11 protein-coding genes are annotated in these 20,780 nt (G+C 64.6%); 7 read left to right on the top strand and 4 right to left on the bottom strand.

Annotation, left to right across the window (positions count from 1 at the left end):
- Positions 1-184: 184 nt before the first annotated feature.
- The gene (locus tag ACCQ16_RS20055) at positions 185-2,875 is read right to left on the bottom strand and encodes a TonB-dependent receptor plug domain-containing protein (protein WP_173363345.1); all 2,691 of its coding nucleotides are present in this window, start codon (positions 2,873-2,875) and stop codon (positions 185-187) included.
- Between the two features lie 237 nt (positions 2,876-3,112).
- Here ACCQ16_RS20055 and ACCQ16_RS20050 point away from each other — a divergent pair, with 237 nt between their 5' ends.
- The 5 genes from ACCQ16_RS20050 (at position 3,113) to ACCQ16_RS20030 (ending at position 10,112) form a co-directional block, all read left to right on the top strand.
- Positions 3,113-4,894: an autotransporter assembly complex protein TamA gene (locus tag ACCQ16_RS20050; RefSeq protein ID WP_008571752.1), complete on the top strand. Its 1,782-nt coding sequence runs from the start codon at positions 3,113-3,115 to the stop codon at positions 4,892-4,894.
- Positions 4,891-8,745: a translocation/assembly module TamB domain-containing protein gene (locus ACCQ16_RS20045; RefSeq protein WP_277573367.1), complete on the top strand. Its 3,855-nt coding sequence runs from the start codon at positions 4,891-4,893 to the stop codon at positions 8,743-8,745. The genes ACCQ16_RS20050 and ACCQ16_RS20045 overlap by 4 nt, the downstream gene beginning before the upstream one ends.
- A 270-nt stretch (positions 8,746-9,015) precedes the next feature.
- The gene (locus ACCQ16_RS20040) at positions 9,016-9,444 is read left to right on the top strand and encodes a hypothetical protein (RefSeq protein WP_277573368.1); all 429 of its coding nucleotides are present in this window, start codon (positions 9,016-9,018) and stop codon (positions 9,442-9,444) included.
- Positions 9,445-9,454: 10 nt separating this feature from the next.
- Positions 9,455-9,904, top strand: a complete 450-nt coding sequence (locus ACCQ16_RS20035; RefSeq protein WP_031424894.1) for a type II 3-dehydroquinate dehydratase — start codon at positions 9,455-9,457, stop codon at positions 9,902-9,904.
- Entirely contained in the window at positions 9,885-10,112 is a 228-nt protein-coding gene (locus ACCQ16_RS20030) for a hypothetical protein (RefSeq protein ID WP_005914565.1), read from the top strand. The genes ACCQ16_RS20035 and ACCQ16_RS20030 overlap by 20 nt, the downstream gene beginning before the upstream one ends.
- Before the next feature lie 338 nt (positions 10,113-10,450).
- Here the strand turns inward: ACCQ16_RS20030 and ACCQ16_RS20025 are convergent, their stop codons facing one another.
- Both ACCQ16_RS20025 and ACCQ16_RS20020 read right to left on the bottom strand, forming a co-directional pair.
- On the bottom strand, positions 10,451-12,181 hold the full coding sequence (locus ACCQ16_RS20025; RefSeq protein WP_057680798.1) for an outer membrane protein assembly factor BamB family protein: 1,731 nt from the start codon (positions 12,179-12,181) through the stop codon (positions 10,451-10,453).
- A gap of 836 nt (positions 12,182-13,017) precedes the next feature.
- The gene (locus ACCQ16_RS20020) at positions 13,018-13,602 is read right to left on the bottom strand and encodes a gluconokinase (protein WP_008571736.1); all 585 of its coding nucleotides are present in this window, start codon (positions 13,600-13,602) and stop codon (positions 13,018-13,020) included.
- A 157-nt stretch (positions 13,603-13,759) separates the two neighbouring features.
- Here ACCQ16_RS20020 and ACCQ16_RS20015 point away from each other — a divergent pair, with 157 nt between their 5' ends.
- Together ACCQ16_RS20015 and ACCQ16_RS20010 are read left to right on the top strand one after the other, a co-directional pair.
- Positions 13,760-15,142 carry an MFS transporter gene (locus ACCQ16_RS20015; RefSeq protein WP_008571735.1) on the top strand — a complete coding sequence of 461 codons (1,383 nt, stop codon included), beginning with the start codon at positions 13,760-13,762 and terminating at the stop codon, positions 15,140-15,142.
- A 2-nt stretch (positions 15,143-15,144) separates the two neighbouring features.
- Complete coding sequence (locus ACCQ16_RS20010) at positions 15,145-17,544, top strand: GH36-type glycosyl hydrolase domain-containing protein (RefSeq protein ID WP_277570001.1); 2,400 nt, start codon at positions 15,145-15,147, stop codon at positions 17,542-17,544.
- A 93-nt stretch (positions 17,545-17,637) separates the two neighbouring features.
- Here the strand turns inward: ACCQ16_RS20010 and ACCQ16_RS20005 are convergent, their stop codons facing one another.
- The gene (locus ACCQ16_RS20005; protein ID WP_277573370.1) at positions 17,638-20,280 is read right to left on the bottom strand and encodes a glycosyl hydrolase 115 family protein; all 2,643 of its coding nucleotides are present in this window, start codon (positions 20,278-20,280) and stop codon (positions 17,638-17,640) included.
- Positions 20,281-20,780: the final 500 nt, after the last annotated feature.

The following is a 20,780-nucleotide window of genomic DNA, read 5'->3' as shown; positions in this document are numbered from 1 at the left end:
TGCGCGCCGAAGCAGTCGCCCCGATGGACAGCGGTTGCGCCAGCCGGGTCTGCTTGCGCAACGTCATCACCGCATGCGCTGGCATGCAGGCGAGCAACAGTGCCGCAGCTGCGTCACAAGCCCAAAAACGCCGGCGGCAGCCGTATTGGCTGCCGCCGGCGGTGCGCATGCACAGTGCAGTGAATCAGTGCGCGCCGAAGCGCCAGTTCAATTCCAGCATGTAGGAACGGCCGTAGCCGGTGTAGTTGAAGATGTTGTAGTACGGGTAGCTGGTATAGGTGCGGTCACGCGGCGGGCGGGTATTGGCGAGATTGTTGACCGTTGCCGTCAGCGAGATATCGTCGCTGATCGCGTAGTCCAGCGTTGCATTGAACGTGGTCCACGCGCCGACCTTGCGTGCTCCTTCCACTGCGTAGCCGTCGGTACTCTGCTGCGACAGAAGGTTCGGGGTGCGGCCGTAACGCTGGCCGAACAAGGTGGTCGTCCACGCATCCTTCTGCCAGGTGACCGAGGCATTGGTGATGCTGTGGAACTCGGTTGAGAAGAAGGGCTCATTGAGCAGGTCGCGTACCGGGTCCTGCGGGAACTGCTGGCTTTCGTGTTTGAGGGTCAGGTTGTACTGCGCGTCGAACACGAACAGGCCCCAGGATTCGGTCGCCAGGTTGTACGTCGCCTTGCTGAGCACACCGGAGATTTCCTCGTTGGAAATATTCACCGGATTGATGCGGATGCTGCTCAGGCGATTGGGCACCGGTGCATCGGGCCCGGTGCGATCGATCCGCGAAAGCGCATCCACGCAGGTAGGCGAATTGATGTCCAGGCTGCCCAGGCGGCACGCCGATTCGGTCTGCAGCAGATTGTCGGTGCTTAGATCGCTGACCTTCTGGTCGATCTTGATGTTGTAGTAGTCGGCATTGACGCTGAAGCGTGCGCTTGGCGACCACACCACGCCGGCGCCCCAGGACTTGGCCGTGATCGACTTCAGGTCGCGATTGCCGGCCCGGCGTCCTGAAATCGTGGTGCCAGCGTAGGTGCAATCGGCGATCGGCACGCCCGGTTCTTCCACCGCGCAACGGTAGTAATCGTTGACGCCCTGGAAGAAGCCGCTGTCGCCGGCAAAGCTGAAGGCCATGTCCGGCGCCTTGAAGGCGGTGGCGTAGTTGCCGCGGAACAACAGCGAGTCGATCGGGCGGAATTCCAGTGCCGCCTTGTAGGTGAATTTGGAATCCCCACCGCCCCCCTGGTTCTTGTAGTCGTCGTAGCGACCAGACAGGTTGGCGGTCAACGTGCTCAGGATCGGGATCCGCGTTTCGAAGGCGGCCGCCCAGTTGTCGCGCTTGCCGCTGCCTTGGGTGCCGGTCAGCTGATAGAAGTCGCCGGCGATGACACGCGGGTCGGTCGGGTTGGTCCAGTACTGATTGCCTGCCTGCAACACGCCGGCGATGCCAACAGCGCCGGCCGGCAGGTTGAACAGCTCGGTGTTGGTCAGCTGCAGGTTGACGTTCTGGGTCCAGGTTCTGGACTTGGTACGGATTTCGTCGTTGAAGCTGCGGTACTGCGCCGGCGTCAACGCGCGATAGAAGTTGGCATCGTTGGGCGAGTAGATCGGGTAGCCGTAGTACTCGCCTTGCGGTGCACCGAGGAATTGTTCGCGGAAGAAGTCTTCGATGCGATCGGCCAGCGGCCATTGCTGGCGGCTGTCGATGCGGTATTCCGAACGGGCGTAATAGGCATCGTAGGTCCAGTTGCTGGCGCCCAGGCCGCCCTTCAGGCCAATTGCGATGTTGTAGGAATCGGCGGTCTGGCGCTGATTGTTGAAATTCAGATTGCCGGTTTCTTCCGGCGCAAAGATGCGCTGATAGCTTTCCAGCTGCTGGCTGTCCTGGTTGTAGAACAGACCGCCGGTGTCAGAAGAGGCCTGCCAGAACTGCGAACCACTGTTGACTTCGACCTTGGTGCGGTTGAGCAGCAGGGTCGAATACAGCTCGGCGTTGTCGTTGAATGCATAGCTCAGGTTGGCATAGCCGCTGGCGCTGCGCTCCTTGTTGAGGATGCTGGCATAGCCAGGCTCGGCGCGGCTGCTGCAGAAATTGCCACGGTTGGCACGATTGTCGTATTGCACCGAACCGTTGAACAGCGCGCCCAGCGCGGCGCAGTTGTCGGCACCGGGGTCGATGTAGGTGCGCGGTGTGTTGTGCAGCGCGATGCGCGAGCCGTAGCGCAGGGTCGGGTCCGGGTTGTCGTTGGTGGAATCGAAATCGCGCCGCTGAAAACCGTAGATCGGGTCCTGATTATTGAGCTGCAGCCCCCACACGATATTGGCGCCGCCGATCTCGTTGCCGCCGGTGAGCTGAAAGCGCTGGTTGTTGCCGCCGCCACCATCGTAGGTGCCCATGCGGTAGTTCATCTGCACGCCGTCCATGCGCTTTTTCAGGATGATGTTGACCACCCCGGCGATGGCGCTGGAACCGTAGATCGAGGACTGGTTGCCGGGCGCAACGTCGATACGCTCGACCATGCCGACCGGCACGCTGGCCAGATCGACGAAGTTGCTTTGGCCGTTATAGAGCAGCGGGTAGTCGGCCATGGGCCGGCCATCGATGAGCACCAGGGTGAAGCCCGGGTCCAGTCCGAGCAGGCTCAACGACTTGGCGCCCGGAGTAAAGCCGCCGCTGAACTGACCGTCCTGCACGGAGCCAGTGGCCATCGGCTGCGAGCGCAGCACGTCGTAGACGTCCTTGAAGCCGCGGCGCTGGATGTCCTGGGCAGTGATCGAAAACACCGGGGTCGCGGTTTCGATCTGGGAGCGGGGGATCAACGAACCTGTCACGGTGACCTTGTCCAACTGGGTCACGTCACCTTGCTCCTGTGCCATCGCAAGCGATGGCATCGTCAGGGCGGTGCATACGGCGGTAACCAGCAAACGACGCTTCATGAAACGGACCTCTCTCTCAAGGTGTAAACGGGCGAGCAGCAATTGGGGGGCCGCTCGCAATCGATGCCAACGAAACGTTAACAACACGCCGACTGTAACCACTTCACTCGGCCCCCGTATAGTCGCGCTTGCCTAGATTTTTTGTCCCTTCACGCCGAGGCTGGGTATCCTTTGACGATGCTTAAAGTCGCGTTTGCTCTTTCCTTGCTGTGCACCCTGTTCGTTCCGCTGCAAGCGGTTGCTCGGGCAACCATCGACAAGATCGAAATCAAGGGGTTGGACGGCGGCGACGACGCCGAGATGATCGAGAACATCCAGGTCTCCCTGTCTCTGTATGAGGCCGTGGGCAAGGAGCAGGGCGAATCGCGTCTGGAATATCTGTTGGCACAGGCCGAGCGGCAGACGCGTGAGGCGCTGGAGCCGTTTGGCTATTACTCGCCGACCATTACGCTGGCCGCACCGCGCGCCGGCGACAGGGTGACCGTGGTGATCACGGTGGACCGTGGCGAGCCGGTGCGGGTGCGTACCTCGCATATCTCGATCACCGGCTGGGCCGAGCAGGACCGCTACCTGGGCCAGGACCTCAAGCAGTTCGAGCCGCGCGAGGGCCAGGTCTTCAGCCATCCGCAATACGAAGCCAGCAAGGTGCGCATCACCCGGCGCCTGGCCGAGCGTGGCTACTTCGATGCCGACTTCACCCAGCGCCGCGTTGCGATCACGCGTGCCGAGCATGCGGCCGACATCGATCTGAACTGGGACAGCGGCCGCCGCTACGACATGGGCAAGGTGCGCTTCGACTACGACTACTTCCGCGACGGCCTGTTCGACCCGCTGGTGTACTGGGAGGAGGGCAGCTACTACCACGAAGGCAAGCTGGATCGGCTACGCGAGTCGCTGACCAAGCTGGATTACTTCAGCACCATCGATATCCAGCCCAAGCCCGAAGAAGCCGACGACCAGGGCCGCGTGCCGGTGGACGTCAAACTTACCCGCGCCAAGCGCACGGTCTACACCGCCGGCTTGAGCTACGGCAGCGAAAGCGGTGCCGGTGTGCGCGGTGGCGTGGAGCGGCGTTACGTGAACTCGCGCGGCCACAAGATGGACACGCAGCTGGATTACGCGCAGAACCGCAAGAGCCTGACGACAAGTTATCGCGTGCCGGCGTTCCGTTGGCTGGATGGCTGGTACACCGCCTCGGCGCGGCTGTACGACGAGCAGACCGATTACATCGACCTGCGCAACGTCAAACTCACCGGCAGCCGCAGCGGCCAGATCAACGAGCGTTGGAGCGCGATCGCCTCGATCAACGCCTTGCGCGAGCGGTGGCGTTTCAGCAGCGGCGACGATTTCGAAGGCGCAGTGTACGAGACCTCCACCCTGATCTATCCGCAGTTGCAGGCCAACTACGTCAATGTCGACGACCGGCTGTTTCCGCGCAGCGGCGTGTCGGCGCAGATGTTCATCCGCGGCGGCGCCGAAGGTGCCGGCTCCGATACCAACTTCGGCCAGCTGTATGGCCAGCTGCGCTGGTTTCTGGGCGCCGGCGACAACAGCCGGTTGATCCTGCGCGGCGAAGGTGGCACCACCTGGACCAGCGACCTGGTGGCGATGCCACCGAGCCTGCGCTTTTTCGCCGGTGGCGCGAACAGCATCCGCGGTTATGCGTTTCGCGAAGTCGGCCCGCGTACGCCCAAGCCCGACGAATTCGCGCTGGGTGCCAAGAACGTGGTCACCGCCAGTGCCGAGTACGAGCATTACCTCAAGGGCGGCCCCTGGGGCGGGGCAGTGTTCGTCGATGGCGGCAGCGCCTTCGATGACCGGCCCGACTGGCATACCGGCGTCGGCTTCGGCCTGCGCTGGCGCTCGCCGGTGGGCCCGGTGCGGGTGGATATCGCACATGGCTTGAACGATCCCGACTCGCAGTTTCAGCTCTACATCGATATCGGGGCCAACCTGTGAGCGCACCTTCCCCTACGCCGCCGGCACCGCGTCCGCGCTTCTATCGCCGGCGCCGGTTCTGGGTGGGCTCGGGCCTGACCGTGCTCGGGCTGGTGTTGCTGGCCTTGATCGCGGTCTATTGGCTGCTGCAGACCGTGGCCGGGCGCGACGTGTTGCTGGCGCAGGTCGTGGCGCGCCTGCCGGTGGGCGCCACGTTTACCTACGGCAAGGTCGAAGGCCCGGTGGCCGGCCCGCTGACCTTGCGCGATGTGGATTTCCATTATCAGGACATCCACTTCACTGCAGAACGCGTGTATCTGGAACCGGACCTGCGCCCGCTGCTGGGGCGCAAGCTGCAGCTGGACGCGGTGCAGGTCAGCAATGCCACGTTGAACCTGGGCAAGAGCGAGGAACCGTTCACCCTGCCCAGCTGGCCCGAATCGCTGCCGCAGATCAACGTACCGCTGGCGATCCAGGCCGACAGGATCGATGTGCAGAACCTGCGCATCACCCAGCTGCAGCAGCCGATGATCGTGCTGCACAAGGTGCAGGGCGGGCTCGAGGTCGCCACCGGCGAGCTGCGCACGCGCGATCTGGTGATCGACACCGACATGGGCGACTTCCACCTGCACGGCGATTACCTGCCCAACGACGACTACCGTGCCGATCTGACTGCCACTGCCGTGCTGCCGGCCGCACGCGGGCGCACCCCGGCCAGCCTGGGGCTGGTGGCACGCGGGGATCTGGACAAGATGGAAGTGGCCATTGCCGGCCGGGCGCCGGCGCCGCTGCAGGCCAGCCTGGTGTTCACCGGCCGCGATGACCCGACCTGGGCATTCAAGGCCGTGACCCAGGCGCTGGATACCTCGCTGTTGATTCCGGCCGCGGAGGGGCAAGCCAACCCGCCGGCCACGCCGATCGCGCTGAACCTGCAGGCGTCCGGCAAGGGCGGCAACGCCGATCTGCACGGCAGCCTCAAGCAAGGAGAGCTGAGCGCCACGCTGCAACCCTCGCATGTCCGCCTGGCCGAGCAGGTCCTCACTGTCGAACCGTTGGTGATCGACACCTTCGAAGGCCGCACGCAACTGCGTGGCACCGCCGATTTCCGCGACACCCAGAATCCGAGTTTCCGGTTTGCGGTCAACGCCAACGGCCTGCGCTTCACCCCGGCCGCGGATCCGGCCACGCCGGACGCGCCGCTGGTGCCGGTGGAGTTGCAAGACGCACGCCTGGGCGTGGCCGGCACCTTGAAGGCCTGGGCCGCGATCGGCCGCGCCTCCCTGGAGCGCGATGGTCAGCAGGCCGAGCTGGTCTTCGACAGCCGCGGCAATGACCAACGTGCACAGCTCAAGCAGGTGCAGGCAAAAACGCCGGGCGGCGCGCTGGATCTCACCGGTGAAGTGGCCTGGGCGCCGGAGCTGCAATGGGATGTCAGCGCGCAACTGGCCAAGTTCGACCCGGGCTATTTCGCGCCGGGTTGGAACGGCAACCTGTCCGGCAAGATCGCGTCCAAGGGTCGCCAATTGCCGGCACCTGCCGGCGGTGTCTCGCCGGGGTTCGAGGCTACTGCAGAGATACCCAGCCTGACCGGGCAGCTGCGTCAACGCGCGCTGTCGGGCAACGGCAAGTTCGCGTTGCGCGGCGAACAGGGCGAAGGCGAATTGCAACTGGCGCTGGGCAATAGCCGCATCAACGCCAAGGGCAAGGTGGGCGACCAGCTCGATATCGCCGCGCAGCTGCAGCCGTTGCAGCTGGACGACGTGCTGCCTGGCGCCACCGGCATCGTGCGCGGGCAACTGCAGGTCAGCGGCAAGCGCGACGCACCCGACATCACCGCCGACATTGCCGGCAACGGCCTGCGTTGGGACACCTATAGCGCGCAGAGCATCAGCCTGCGTGGCCGGCTGCCGTGGCGTGGCAGCGATGGGCAACTGGCCTTGCAAGGCACCGCCATCGAAGCCGGTGTGGTGCTGGATAGCGTGCGCGTGCAGGCGCGCGGCGCGGTGGAGGCCTTGCGACTGGATGCGGACATCGCCAACAGCATGGCCAGCGTCGCCCTGCAGGGCGATGTGCGGCGCAACGGCGAGCGCTGGCAGGGGCAGGTCGCCACGCTGCGCATCGCACCGGCCAAGGGCGACGCCTGGGCGCTGCGCAAACCGGCGCAGTTCAGCACCGATGGCGCCGCGTTTACCTTGTCCGACACCTGCCTGGGCACGGCCACCGGCGGCGCGCTGTGCGCCAGCGCCAACTGGCCGCGCGAGGGCATGGTGGTGCACGGCGACGCATTGCCGCTGTCGCTGGTGCAGCCGTGGCTGCCCAAGCAGGAAGGTCGGCAGATCTATCTGCGCGGCGAACTGTCGCTGGACGGCAGCTTCAAGCCGCGCGGCAACGCCTGGGAAGGCAGCCTGCGCATCGCCTCGCCCGAAGGCGGCATTCGCTTGGGCGAAACCCGCTACGCGGCAGTGGCCGGCAATCCCAATCGCGGCGAGTTGCTGCGCTACGACCAATTCAGCGTGCAGGCCGATTTCACCCAGCAACAGATCCAGGGCAAGCTCGGTATCGGTTTCCAGGGCGCCGGCTTTGTCGATGCCAAGTTCAATACCGGCTGGGATGCGTACGCGCCGCTCAACGGCGAGCTGTATCTGAACATGTCGCGGCTGTACTGGCTGGAGCTGGTGATTGCCGACGTGGTGCGGCCGAAGGGGCTGGTCGAGGGCCACGTGAGCCTGCGCGGCACCCGCGACAAACCGCTGCTCGGCGGCGATGCCACCTTGAGCGATTTCACTGCCGAATACCCGTCGATGGGTTTGACGCTGAGCGAGGGCAAGGGCCGCTTCGATGCGCTGCCGGACGGCTCGGCCAAGATCACCGCCTCGGCCAAGTCCGGCCCCGGCACGCTCACCGTCGATGGTGGGTTGTCGTGGTTCGGAACCAGCACCCCGTTGCTGCTCAATATCCGCGGCGACAACGTGCTGGCCTACAACACCAGCGAGTTGCGCATCATCGCCAACCCGGACATGCAGTTCGGCATTACCGACAACACCATGCAGTTGCGCGGCAAGGTCACCGTGCCCGAAGCGGACATCGACCTGGAACGCCTGGACCGTGGCACCTCGGTGTCCGAAGACGTGGTGGTGCTGGACCCGGTGGACCCGGAACAAACGCCCGCATCGCCATTGGACATGGACCTGGCCATCGTGCTCGGCGACAAGGTCAACATGAGCGGCTTCGGCCTCAAGGGTGGACTGAGCGGGCAGATGCAGATCCGCGCGCGCCCTGGCCGCGAAATGACCGCCAATGGCGGGCTGGATGTGCGTGGGCGCTACAAGGCCTATGGCCAGGATCTCACCATCACCCGTGGCCAGCTGACCTGGAACAACAACATCGTTTCCGACCCGCGCGTGAGCCTGCGCGCCGAACGCAAGATCGGCGATGTCACCGCCGGCATCGACGTCAGCGGCCGCGCCGAATCGCCGCGTGCCGATGTGTGGTCCGAGCCGGCGATGTCGCAATCGGAGGCGCTTTCGTACCTGGTCCTCGGCCGCGGGCTGTCCACTGCCAGCAGCGACGAAACTCAGCAGGTCAGCGCCGCCTCGGCCGCGCTATCGGCCGGCAGCAGCCTGATCGCCTCGCAGATCGGCGCCAAGCTCGGCCTGGACGAAGCCGGCGTCAGTCAATCCAGCACGCTGGGCTCGGTGGTGGGTTTCGGCAAATATCTCTCGCCCAAACTCTACGTCGGCTACGGCGTGTCGATGGTCGGCGGCGGCTCGGTACTGACGCTCAAGTACCTGCTCAGCCGCGGCTTCGATATCGAAGCCGAATCCAGCACCATCGAGACCAAGGGGTCGGTGAACTGGCGGCGGGAGAAGTAGGCGACGGTGAGCCGGCAGAAACTGCTGGCGACCGATGATGTCTGCCGCCGTTCGCGTGCAGCGCTCGTTGCATGGGTAGAGGATTACATCGGTTGCATCTGCTTTACCTGCGCTGCGCATCGGCATCGATGGCGCGTTGGACTGTGTCTACTGATGGAAAACACGCCGTTACGCACTCTTTATGCTCGCGCCCCGGCGCGCGAATAGCTCCTTTATGCCCGCCGGGCCTACCTTGGCACTCCCGCACTGTGGTGCGTTGAGCCGAACACGATGTGTATCCTGATTTTGCGCGGTCCTCAGGCCGATCCGGCACCGTCGGTGACGATGCAGTTGCCTGCGTGTGCCGGGCGTGCGTTGCGCACGTTGGCGTGTGCCGATGTGGATCGCTTGATTGCCGAGCTGCATGCGGCCGGTGGCGATGCCGAGGTGGAGCTGGTGTTGCTGGATTCGGGCGATCTGCCCTTGTCCGAGCGCAGTTGTGCGCGAGCCTTGCGTGCTGCCGTGGACGCGTTGCCTACGCCGTATATCGAGCTGCATACCGATGCCGATCAGGAACTGGAGCCGTGGCTGCATGCGCAGCATGCGCCATTGGCAGTGGTGATCACGCCGCACGATGCGCCGCGTGCATATGCGATGTCGCTCGGCATTGCCGCGCGGTGTCTGCCGCCGATACACGCGCCACTGCGCGTTGCTGCCTGAGGAGGTCGCCATGTCGATCATGATCATGCGTGGGCCGGAGGCGGCCATGCCGCAGGTGCGTGGGCCGCAGCCGTTGCCGCGCGCCGTCATTCGCCAATTGGTGGCGTGTGCCGGGGACGCGGGCAAGACGGTGGCCTTGCGTGCCTGTGGCTCGGAACAGGAACTGCTGGATGCGCTGCGTGTGGCCGGCCAGGCGCGGATGGAGATTGCGCTGATCGATCCGGGCAGCTGCGTGGACAGTACGCGGTTGCATCGCGTGTTGAGCCAATTGCCTTACCCCTATGTCGAAACGCACGACGACAGCGTGGACCGTCCGGAACGCTGCCTGCCGCACGGTTTGGGGCAGTGCATCGCCACGGTGCGTGGCTACTGCGCGCAGAGCTATCTGTTGGGGCTGGAGATCGCGCTGGAACATCTGGGCTGCACGGAGATTCAAGGCGATGTCCACGTCGGGACCTGAGCGGCGCCAGCTGCATTACTTCGCCGATTACGAGGGCTACTGCGATGGTCGGCCGGTGCTATGGGGGCAACTGGCGCATAGCGTGGACGTGCCGGCCGATGGCGAACTGGACGCAGCCGCACTGGTGCGCGCGCTGCGCCGCCGTGCGGCCGAGGCGCACGGCCTGGAAGCAGGGCAGATTCGCCTATGCCAGGTCACGCGGTTGTAGCTGGGAGCTTGGAGCAGCCACCACCGCGTGTGCGCAGCCACCAGCAGCCACTCGGCGGGTGCGGCCTCTGCTCGTCCGGCATGGCCTGTGGACGCTGCGGTTGCTGCACGCCGTCCGTACCCGCCTGGCAACCACTGGCGACGTTTAGTTTGCCGCGCTGCGTTTGGCGCGTGGAGCGGCGTCATCGCTGCAGACGATCCCGCACCGCATTGCGGCTCACGCCGTGCAGCGCTTGCAGCCATACCAGCCCAACAACAATCACTGAAAGACACTGCCGCCCGAAGGCGGCAGTGTCGTGTTGCAGACAGGACGCGCCACTGCCGTCCTGCAGACTCCGCTTACTTGGCTGCTGCGTTGTCCGGCACGAACTTGGTCAGCTGGTTGCCGGTGGCCGCCGTGCCGAAGTTGAAGCGGCCGTAGCCGGCGCCCCAATACAGCGCGCCGTTTGCGATGGCCGGCGAACTGATCACCGAGCCGCTGGCGTTGTAGTTCCACACGGTGGCGCCGGTGTCGGCGTCCAGTGCCACCATATTGCCGGCCATCGAGCCCGCATACAGCAGGTTCGGCGACACCGTCAGCGAGCCCTGGCCGCCCGCCGGCACGGTCGGATTCACCGGGTTGATGCCGGGCACCTTGACCTGCCATTTGATCTTGCCGGTTGCCGCGTCCAGCGCGGCCCATGAACCGCCATTATGGGTCTGCACGTTCGCCGGCCCCAACGTATAGGTCGCGTTGGAGTTGTTGTTGATGGCCACGTAGATCTGCGACTTGTACGGGTCGAACGCGGTACCCCATTCCACGCCACCGGTGGTGCCGCCGGGGCCGACCTGGGTCGACCAGACCTTGGCGCCGGTCTTGGCGTCGAAGGCCCAGTAGATGCCGCTCTTCTGACCAGCGCCGACCAACTGCTGCAACCTGCCGTTGCGCGGCACGGCAAACAGTTGCACGCCGGCACCGCCAAAGTCGTAATCCGGGCCGGTCAGGTTGGTTGCCTGCGTGTTGGGGCACAGACCGTTGGTTGGCGCCACGATGCAGGACAGGTTCCACGCATCGTATCCCTGTGCACGGTTGGCCCAGATCAATTTGCCGGTATCCAGATTCAATGAAATCACCGAATCGACGTAGTTGTCCGGCGCCATGCAGTTGAGCTCATCCTGCACGGTGAGTTCGCTGCCGCGATAAGAGCGCGCGTTTGAAATGCAGTTACCCACGCCCTGCGGAATGTTGTAGTTGTTGCCGGTGCCGAAATACAGGCGACGGTTGATCGGATCGATGGCCACCTGGCCCCACACCGATGCGCCGGTGTAACCCTCGGGCACGTTGTAAAACTGCCATACCTTCTTACCGGTGTTCAGATCCACCGCCACCACGCTGCCGCGGAAGCTGAAGGTGTGGTTGGCCGCCAGGTTGCCCCAGTCGCCGGAGGAGACGCCGACGTAGATGCGGTTGCCGTAGATGACCGGCGAGGAGGTGATGCGCGCCTGCGGGTTGGCTTCCACCGTGGTCTTCCACAGCAGCTTGCCGGTCTTCTTGTCTAGCGCCAGCAAGGTGCCGGCGACCTGGTCGCCAACGATGATGCTCTTGGCGCTGATGGCCGGCGTATTGCGCGTCACCGAGTTGGCGTTGCCGGTGTAATCGGACAGTTTAGCTTGCCAGTTCGGCTTGCCGGTTTGCGTGTCCACGCTATACAGCGTGCCACCCCAGTCGGGCACATACAGGGTGCCGCCTTCGACGCTGGGCGTGGCCGAGATGTCGCCGGTGGTGGTCAGCGTCCACGCCGGCTTGAGCGTCTTGGCGGTGGTGCGATTGATCTTCCACTCGCCCGGTGCGAAACGCGAGTTCAAGTAGCCGCCACCGGCGGTGGTCCAGTTGGTGGGGCTGGCGAAGGGAAGGTCTTGACCGAAGCTGCGCCAGACCTGGCCGGAGCGTGCGAATGCCTCGGTATCCAGGGACGATACCGGCTGTTGCGCGGTGGTGGCGCCAGACTGCGCGAAAGCCACGGCACTGACGAGCAGGCAAGGAACGAGCGTCAAACTGCAAAATCGCAAACGGCGTTTGGGATTGGTCATCACGGCATGTCCTAGATGGAAGGAAGCGCTGGATCCCCCCGGATCTGCTGACCGAACGATGGACGATTGACGTGACTGCGCAACACCTGCGCGGCCCTGCATTCAGACAGCGGTCGGGTCCGTTTGCATCTGGTGCGACCAGCTTGAAAAATTTACGTTCAATCGGTTCGTTATTCGCACCAATCGTGATGATTCATCACTATTTCCTGGGTTGCGATAGAAAAAATGATTGATGCGGGCTTGGCCCAGGATGCGCCGATGACGGCGGTTTGCAAGAAGTAACCAGGAAATGTTGCGCAACCTTGTGTGGTGGGCCTTTGCAGCGGTTGGCCGCGACGGGGAAGGGCGCGAGGAGAACCCGGTGCGCAGCGTCTCCGGTCGATGGCAGCGTCCTGCGGTATGTACCGAATGGGGCGTTTGGGATCGGCGCTGTGGCCGATTGCATTGCGCGTTGCTTGTCGTGCGGCGGTGGCGGGATGCGCGATGCGGGTGGCCGTACCCTCATCCGTCGCTTCGGGACACCTTCTCCGGCGGGAGAAGGGCATGGCGCGTTGCAGATGCGCGCACTTCGCAGCGGCGTGCGGCCGTGCGGCTGCGCGCTGGATACGCAAGCCAGCGCGACAGCAGATGTTTCGCGCGCTACGCCGTGATGGGTACCACCGATCTGCACTTCGGTAACGCTGCGCGCCGCGCATCGCTGCAGGTATCCATCTCGACACGGAAGCGGCAGCCTCGCGACGCACAACGCACAACGCACAACGCACAACGCACAACGCACAACGCACAACGCCTAGACGGCACCCACTGCACGCATCACGCAAATGGTCTGCGTCCGCTTACACCCGCTCCGACGCGCGCGAAGCGTGTTGCACTGCAGCGGGATCGATCGCGGCTAGCTGTGCGATCGCATCCTGCACAACCGCTGGCACGCTGGCGTCCACGTCCACCGACACCACGTCCGCTTCGTCCAACGGCAGCTCCAATGTCTGCAGCTGGCTGTCGAGCAATGTGGGTGGCATGAAGTGGCCGGCGCGGTTGCTCAGGCGGGCGGCGATCACGTGCGGGGCCGCATGCAGGAACACAAAGCGCATCGGCACGCCGCTGTTGCGCAGCAGTTGGCGATGCGCGCTGCGCAAACCGGAGAAGGCCAGCACCACCGATTCGCCTGCCTGTACGCAATCGCGCAGCGTGGCCGATAGCAGTTCGACCCACGGCAGGCGCATCGCGTCGGTGAGCGGTTGGCCGGCCGCCATCTGCGCGCGTGCTGCCACGCTGTGGTAGTCGTCGGCATCCAGAAAACGGAAGCGGTAATGCGCTGCCAGCGCGTGTGCAATGGTGGTCTTGCCGCTGCCCGACACGCCCATCACCACGATGGCAAGCGGCGAAGCGGACGCGGGCGTGGCATGTGTGGCGGTGTCCATCACGTCAGGTTATATCTCTGGATCGATTCGGCATTCGAATGGATTTCACGTTGGCGGCAGCCGATGCGTGGTGTAGCGTCGGCGCTCCTCGCCAGGTGCGCGGGCACCCAGCGTAACGGCGTGCTCGGCCGGGTACAACGCATTTGAAGGTGTGTCGATGACGTCATCGCCCGCAACGTCTCCTGCATCGGCGCGCCTGCGCTGGCGCGAAAAGCTGGGCTATGGTGCCGGCGATCTGGGTCTGAATCTGTACTGGGCCAACATCTCGGCGTTCTTGCTGATCTTCTACACCGACACCATGCACCTGCCGGCGGCTGCAGTCGGCACCATGATCCTGTTGACCAAGATCGCCGATGCGATCGCCGACCCGGCGATGGGCGCATTGGCCGACCGTACGCGCAGCCGGCTGGGCAAGTTCCGCCCGTACCTGTTGTGGGGTGCGTTGCCGATGGCTGCTGCCGGCGTGCTTGCCTACACCACGCCGGATCTGGACCAGCATGGGCGTATGTGGTGGGCCACGATCACCTTCCTGGTGATGATGCTGGCCTACACGGTGGTGAGCATTCCGTACTCGGCACTATCCGGCGTGATCACCGCCGACAGCCAGCAGCGTACCGGTCTGATCAGCCTGCGTTTCATCGGTGCATTTGCAGGGACCACGTTGGTCAATTACTTCACGATGGACCTGGTGCGCTGGTTCGGCGCAGGCAACGATGCGCTAGGATGGCAACGCACGATGCTGCTGTATGGCGCAGTGGCGCTGGCGTTGTTCGTCACCGTGGCGCTGACCACGCGCGAACGCGTGCAGCCGCCGCCGCAACAACGCACGCCGATTCGTCGTGACATCGCCGACCTGCTGCAGAACAAACCGTGGTGCGTACTGTTCGTGCTGTCGTTGATCATCATGATCACGATCACCATGCGCGGCGGTGCGGGCGTGTACTACCTCAAGTACTACGTACAACGTCCGGATCTGGTCGGCCTGTTTCTGGGCAGCTACTCGGTGGCCCTGGGCGTGGGTGCGGCCATCACGCCGCTGCTGACGCGGCGCTGGGACAAGCGCCAGCTGATGTTCTGGCTGATGGTGCTTGTTGGCCTGCTGAGTTGTGCGATGTTTTTCGTGCCGGCCGATGCGGTGTGGGCGGTGTTTGTCTTGAACATGCTGATCGGCCTGGCGCTGGGGCCGAAATCGCCGTTGGCGTTTTCGATGTATGCCGATAGCGCCGACTACACCGAATGGCGCACCGGCCGCCGTGCCACGGCGATGACGTTCGCCGCGGCGACGTTTTCGCAAAAGCTCGGCGGGGCGTTGGCCTCGGCCGGCATTGCCTGGGTGCTGGCTGCAATGGGCTATGTCGCCAATACCGCGCAGTCCACCGGGTCGTTGACCGGCATCGTGCTGTTGCTGACAGTGATTCCGGGCGCGGTTGCGCTGCTGGCGGCCTGGACCATGCGCTTTTATCCGCTGGACGACGGGCTGTTGAACCGCATCCAGCTCGAACTGGCCGCGCGCAAGCGCGACGAACCGGAGCACCCCTGACCGTGTCTGCAACGCCCCCCGCCACGTCCGATGCGCTGTCCAGCCTGATGGCGCCCAGCGCCGATGGTGCGCGCTATGCGCTCTATAGCCCTACTGCAATGCCCAATGCCGGCGGCTTCCTGTGGAACCGCCGCATGATGGTGCAGCTGACCTGCCGCGGTTATGCCACCGGCCAGTTCATGCAGCCGGAGCCATCGAAATACGCGCATGCGCCGATGCTGGAAGCGCGCAATTTCATGATGCCCGAGCAGCCGTACTACGCGCATCATCCCGGTCGTTTTTTCTATCTCAAGGACGAAGACACCGGCGCGTTGTACTCGGTGCCGCACGAGCCGGTGCGCGCGCAGCCGCAGGCGTTTGAATTCTCTGCAGGCAAGCACGATGTGCGCTGGCGGGTGCGCCACGACGACATCGTGGTGGAGTTGTGCGTGTCTCTACCCACCGACGATGCGGTGGAGCTGTGGGAATGTCGTGTGCACAACCTGTCCGGACGCGCACGCAGGCTGAGCCTGTATGTCTATTTCCCGGTCGGCTACATGTCGTGGATGCATCAGTCCGGCGGTTACGAGCCGGCCTTGGGCGCAATCGTCTGCCGTAGCGTGGCGCCGTATCAAAAGGTGGACGATTACTTCCGCCAGCGCGATTTCAAGGACTGCACCTTCCTGCTGCACGAGCAGACGCCGGTGGCCTGGGACACGCAGCAGATGGCATTCGAAGGCGAGGGCGGGTTGCACGCGCCTTCGGCCGTGCAGGCCGAGCAGCTGGGCAACCACGATGCGCACTACGAAACGCCGGCCGCCGCGTTGCAATACCGGCTGACACTGGACGCCGATGCGGCCAGCGTGTATCGCTTCGCATTCGGGCCGGCCAAGGATGATGCCGAAATCGCTGCGCTGCGTGCGCGCTATCTCTCCGAAGCCGGTTTCGCCCAGGCGGCGCGTGAATATGCGGAGTATCTGCAGGCCGGTCGTGGCTGCGTGCAGATCGCAACACCCGATGCGGCGCTGGACAATCTGGTCAACCATTGGTTGCCGCGCCAGGTGTTCTATCACGGCGACGTCAATCGCCTGACCACCGATCCGCAGACGCGCAATTATCTGCAGGACCATATGGGCATGGCCTACCTGCAGCCTGCCACCGCACGCGCGGCGCTGTTGCACGCCCTGTCGCAGCAGGAGCCCAGCGGCGCAATGCCGGACGGCATCTTGTTGGTGGAAGGCGCCGAGCTCAAATACATCAACCAGGTGCCGCATACCGATCATTGCGTGTGGTTGCCGATCTTTTTGAGCGCCTATCTGGCCGAAACCGGCGATACCAGCATCCTGGACGCGCTCGTGGAAACCCATGACGGGCAGCGCCTGAGCGTGGCCGAGCGCCTGGATGCGGCCATGCAGTGGCTACTGGATGCGCGCGATGCACGTGGGTTGAGCTTCATCGCGCAGGGCGACTGGTGCGACCCGATGAACATGGTCGGCTGGCGCGGCAAGGGCGTGTCCGGCTGGCTCACCGTGGCCACCGCGTATGCAGTGCGCCTGTGGTCGGAGATCTGCACCGCGCAAGGGCGCAGCGCGCAGGCGCAGGCATTCGGCGAGGCGGTTGCCGTCATCAACGCCGACGCCAACCGTGAGCTGTGGGACGGCAACTGGTACGCGCGCGGCATCACCGACGACGGGGTGCGCTTCGGCATCGCCGACGATGTGGAGGGGCGCATCTATCTCAATCCGCAGAGTTTCGCGCTGCTGGCCGGCACTGCCGATGCACAGCAACGTGCGGCGCTGCTGGAGGCGGTGCGCGAGCAGCTGCACACACCGTATGGCCCGGTGATGCTGGCGCCGGCGTACACGCACATGCGCGATGACGTAGGACGGCTGACCCAGAAGTGGCCGGGCGCGGCGGAAAACGGCGCGGTGTACAACCACGCAGCGGCATTCTATTTGTACAGCCTGTACCAGATTGGCGAGGCCGACCGCGCCTGGGAAATCCTGCGCGCATTGCTGCCGGGGCCGACCCGCGAGGATGTGCTGCAACGCGGCCACCTGCCGGTGTCGCTGCCCAACTACTACCGTGGCGCGTGGCATCAATACCCGCGCACGGCCGGGCGTTCGAGCCAGCTGTTCAACACCGGCACGGTGGCATGGGTGTATCGCTGCGTGCTGGAGGGCTTGTTCGGACTGGTCGGGCAGGGCGATACGCTGGCGATCCGTCCGCAGCTGCCGTCGCATTGGCCGCACGCGCGTGCGAGGCGCCAGTTCCGTGGTGCGGACTTCGACGTCACGCTGACGCGCGAGCCGGGTCGCACCGCGATGGAGGTACTGGTCGATGGCGCGCTCTGTCCGGAGCAGCGCATCGGCAACATCGCGCGCGGGCAGGTGTATCGGGTCGAGGTCCGGTTGCCCGGATGAGTCCGCGGGCCGGTCGCCGCCTCGGCGTTGGCGGCGGCAATGGACGGCTGAAGCGGCTGGAGCGCGCTTGCGACGCCCTCCAGCTGGCTTGCGTTAGCGTGTCGGCGCTGGCCCCAGATAGGAGGCAGGCACCGGCACGGTGCTCAGCACGAGCTTCTCCAGGACGATGTTGTCGTCGATCCTGAAGACCTTGATCGTGTGCCGACCCTTCGCCAACGCGCCCATCTGCGCCGAGACGAACACCGCATTGTCCCGTACCGCGGTTGCCCAGGCTTTTTCGGCGGGCGTGTTCTGTGCCCCCCCGGTCGGGTGCAGCTCCCAATTGACGGTGGTCACCGGACCGTCGTCGATGGAGACGCCGAGGCGGAGCGGCCCGCGGTTGGACGTATCCAGTGTGGGCGCAAGATACAGGCCGAGCGTCGCAGGGCCCGGCGTGGTGACCACCACGTCGTACTCCACTGCGACACGGTCTTCGGCCGTGGTGGCAGGCTGTCCCTGCGGCAGCGCGACCAGGGCGCCTTGCGTTCGTCCCAGCGCGGGGATCGCCGTCCATTGCAGCCCCTTGTTGGCGATGACCCGCGAGAACATGGGCGCTTCGAGCGCAAGCACCCCTGGCGTTTGCGGGGCAGGCGGGGCGAATGCGATCGAGCGCGCGATCCGGTCGGGCGGCGTATCGCCGCCAACGCGGCTGATCGAGGGCATGGACTGTTGGGTCGGGTCGTTCCAGATCACATAGCTCATGTGGACCTGATTCATCATGCCGTCCCATTTGCCGCCGTTGATCGCGTGGTAGCGCTGTGTCAGGGCCTTGTCGCGCTCGAAGGTGGTTTCGACCATGTCGGCGAAGTAATTGGCACGTGCATCGTTGCGAGCGGCCAGGCGCTTGTTCCATGCGGCCGCGTAATAGAGCTGGTAGAGATTGGAAACCGCCGCGATCGGGTATTCGATCAACTGGTAATAGGCATCTTGCTGGTCGGCAGGCAGGCTCGCCTTGACGCCGAGCATGCGCTGCTCGAGCGCCTGCCACTGCGCCGCGATTGCGCCGAACTCACCGCCATCCAGCTTGGCCGGCGCACCTTCGCCCAGGGCGAAGCTGTCCTGATCGACCAATTCCGGCTTTCTCCGCGCAACCAGCATGCTGTAGCGGGTGATCAGCTCTCCGATGCGCGCGGCATGCGCCGCGTCGAACGATTCCTGTGCCCATTGCTGCGGATACGCCGCAAGTGCGCCGGGCGTCATCGCCTCCGGATTCCAGGCCATCTTCAGGAAAAAGCTCAGTGGATATTCCATCGGCTTGATATCGCCGACGTTGACCACCCACAGTTGCCGTGCGCCGCGCCGATAGGCCAGATCCATCTGCTGCCAGATCTTTTCGACCTGATTGGTATTGATCCATTTGTAGTTGCGCGGCACTCCCACATAATCGAAGTGGTAGTACACGCCATACCCACCGGCGCGCTGCAGGTCGGTCACCGGAAGGCGGCGGATCTGGCCCCAGTTGTCGTCGGAAAACAGCAGCGTGACATCGTCGGGCACCTGCATTCCGTGGTCGTAGTAGTCCTGCACTTCCTTGTAGAGCGCCCACACCTGCGGCGTTTGCGCGGCCGGCGCCTTCGTCACATCGGCAATGATGGCGCGCTGGTCAGCCACAACCTGTTCCAGCAAATGGCTGGCCGTGCTCTCGGCCATCGGTTCGTCGCCATCGCCGCGCATGCCGACGGTCACCAGGCTGTCGTAGCGTTGGCCGCCGCCCTTGGACATCATTCGCGCAATGCCGCCCTTCCAGAAGGCGCGCAGGTTGGCGGCATTGCGGGTGTAGTCCCAGGCGCCGCCGCTGTTGGGGATGCTCTTGAGGTGCCACTCCTTCTGCGCGCGCATCATCGGCTCATGATGGGAGGTGCCCATGACGATGCCCATCTGATCGGCCAGCACCATGTTGTTGGGATCATCGACATTGAATGCCTTGCCCCACATCGCCGGCCACAGATAGTTGGCCTTCATGCGCAGGCCCAGCTCGAAGACATGCGCGTACATCTTCGCATTGACGCCACCGAATTTCTTCGTCGCCCAGCCCTTCAAGGCAGGGTCTTCGTCGTTGATGAAGAATCCGCGGTAGCGCACCTTCGGCGCATCGGACACGCTGCCGCGGGTGATGAACAGGCTGGATCGATGCGCCGTTGCGACGTCGGCAAACCAGTACCACGGCGACACGCCAATCTTCTCGGAGACATCGTAGGTACCGAAGACCGCGCCACGGCGATCGGCGCCGACGATGACGAGCGCCCGATCGATCTGCGGCGTGGGGCGATCGACGACAATCTGCGTATACGCCTCCCAGCGTTGCAGCAAGGCGCGCCTGTCGATTTTCCCGGCGGCGATCAGCGCATCGATGATCGGGCTCTGGCCGAGCGTGCCCACGATCACGGCCGTTCCGCGGACGCCTGCCAGATCGGTGCTCACGCCACTGGTGCGGCCGGCAACCCGTTGCAGGTCGGCTGCGAAATTGTCGGCCACCGATCGCACGGCGGAATCGGCCGAGGCATCGACCACGACCGTGGCGGGTACGTCCGAGCGGATCAGCGCAAACGCACCGGCGCTGTCGCGTTCGCACACCGACACCGGCGTGCGACAGGCCCAGACACCGTCGGCGGCGAAAAGGCCGGCCACGATGAGCAGCAGGGATCGCACGCCCGACGGCGCACTAGACGAGATCTGGCTTTTTGCTTGAACGGACATGGGCTCTCCACACATGCGGTGCTGATTTCTGGATGGGTGCGACACACGGATCGACGGCACTGCCAAGCGGCGGGCGCGGCCGATGCACCGCACCGGTCTGCGCCACGCCTGCACGAGGGGTCGCGTTCCATCGCGTGGTGATGAACGCGCAACTGGGTGCGTTGACTGCCGTCGTTGCACTGCAACAGTCGATCGCACTGGCGCAGTGACGCAAGCGATGACCTTGTGCCTGGCATTGCTGTCATGCAAGACGCCATCGAGCAACGAAATGCTTTGGGTACATCGTCCGATTCAAGGTGGACAGACAGTATGTTGTGTTAGCGCTAACATCAAGCCCGCCGGCAAGCCCGGCTGCTCGGTAGACGCTCCGCAGCCCTGCGCAGGTCACGTCTTGCGCGGCGATGGTTTCGCCGAGCGCGGCGATGGTCGCGGTGTGGCTCAACCGTGCCGGCATGTGTGAATGGGCCACGGGCGCCGTGCCGGTGGCCGCACATCAACCG

Source organism: Xanthomonas sp. NCPPB 1062 (assembly GCF_041481705.2).
GTDB classification, from domain to species: Bacteria; Pseudomonadota; Gammaproteobacteria; order Xanthomonadales; family Xanthomonadaceae; genus Xanthomonas; species Xanthomonas euvesicatoria.
This window is presented reverse-complemented; position numbering and strand designations above follow the sequence as displayed.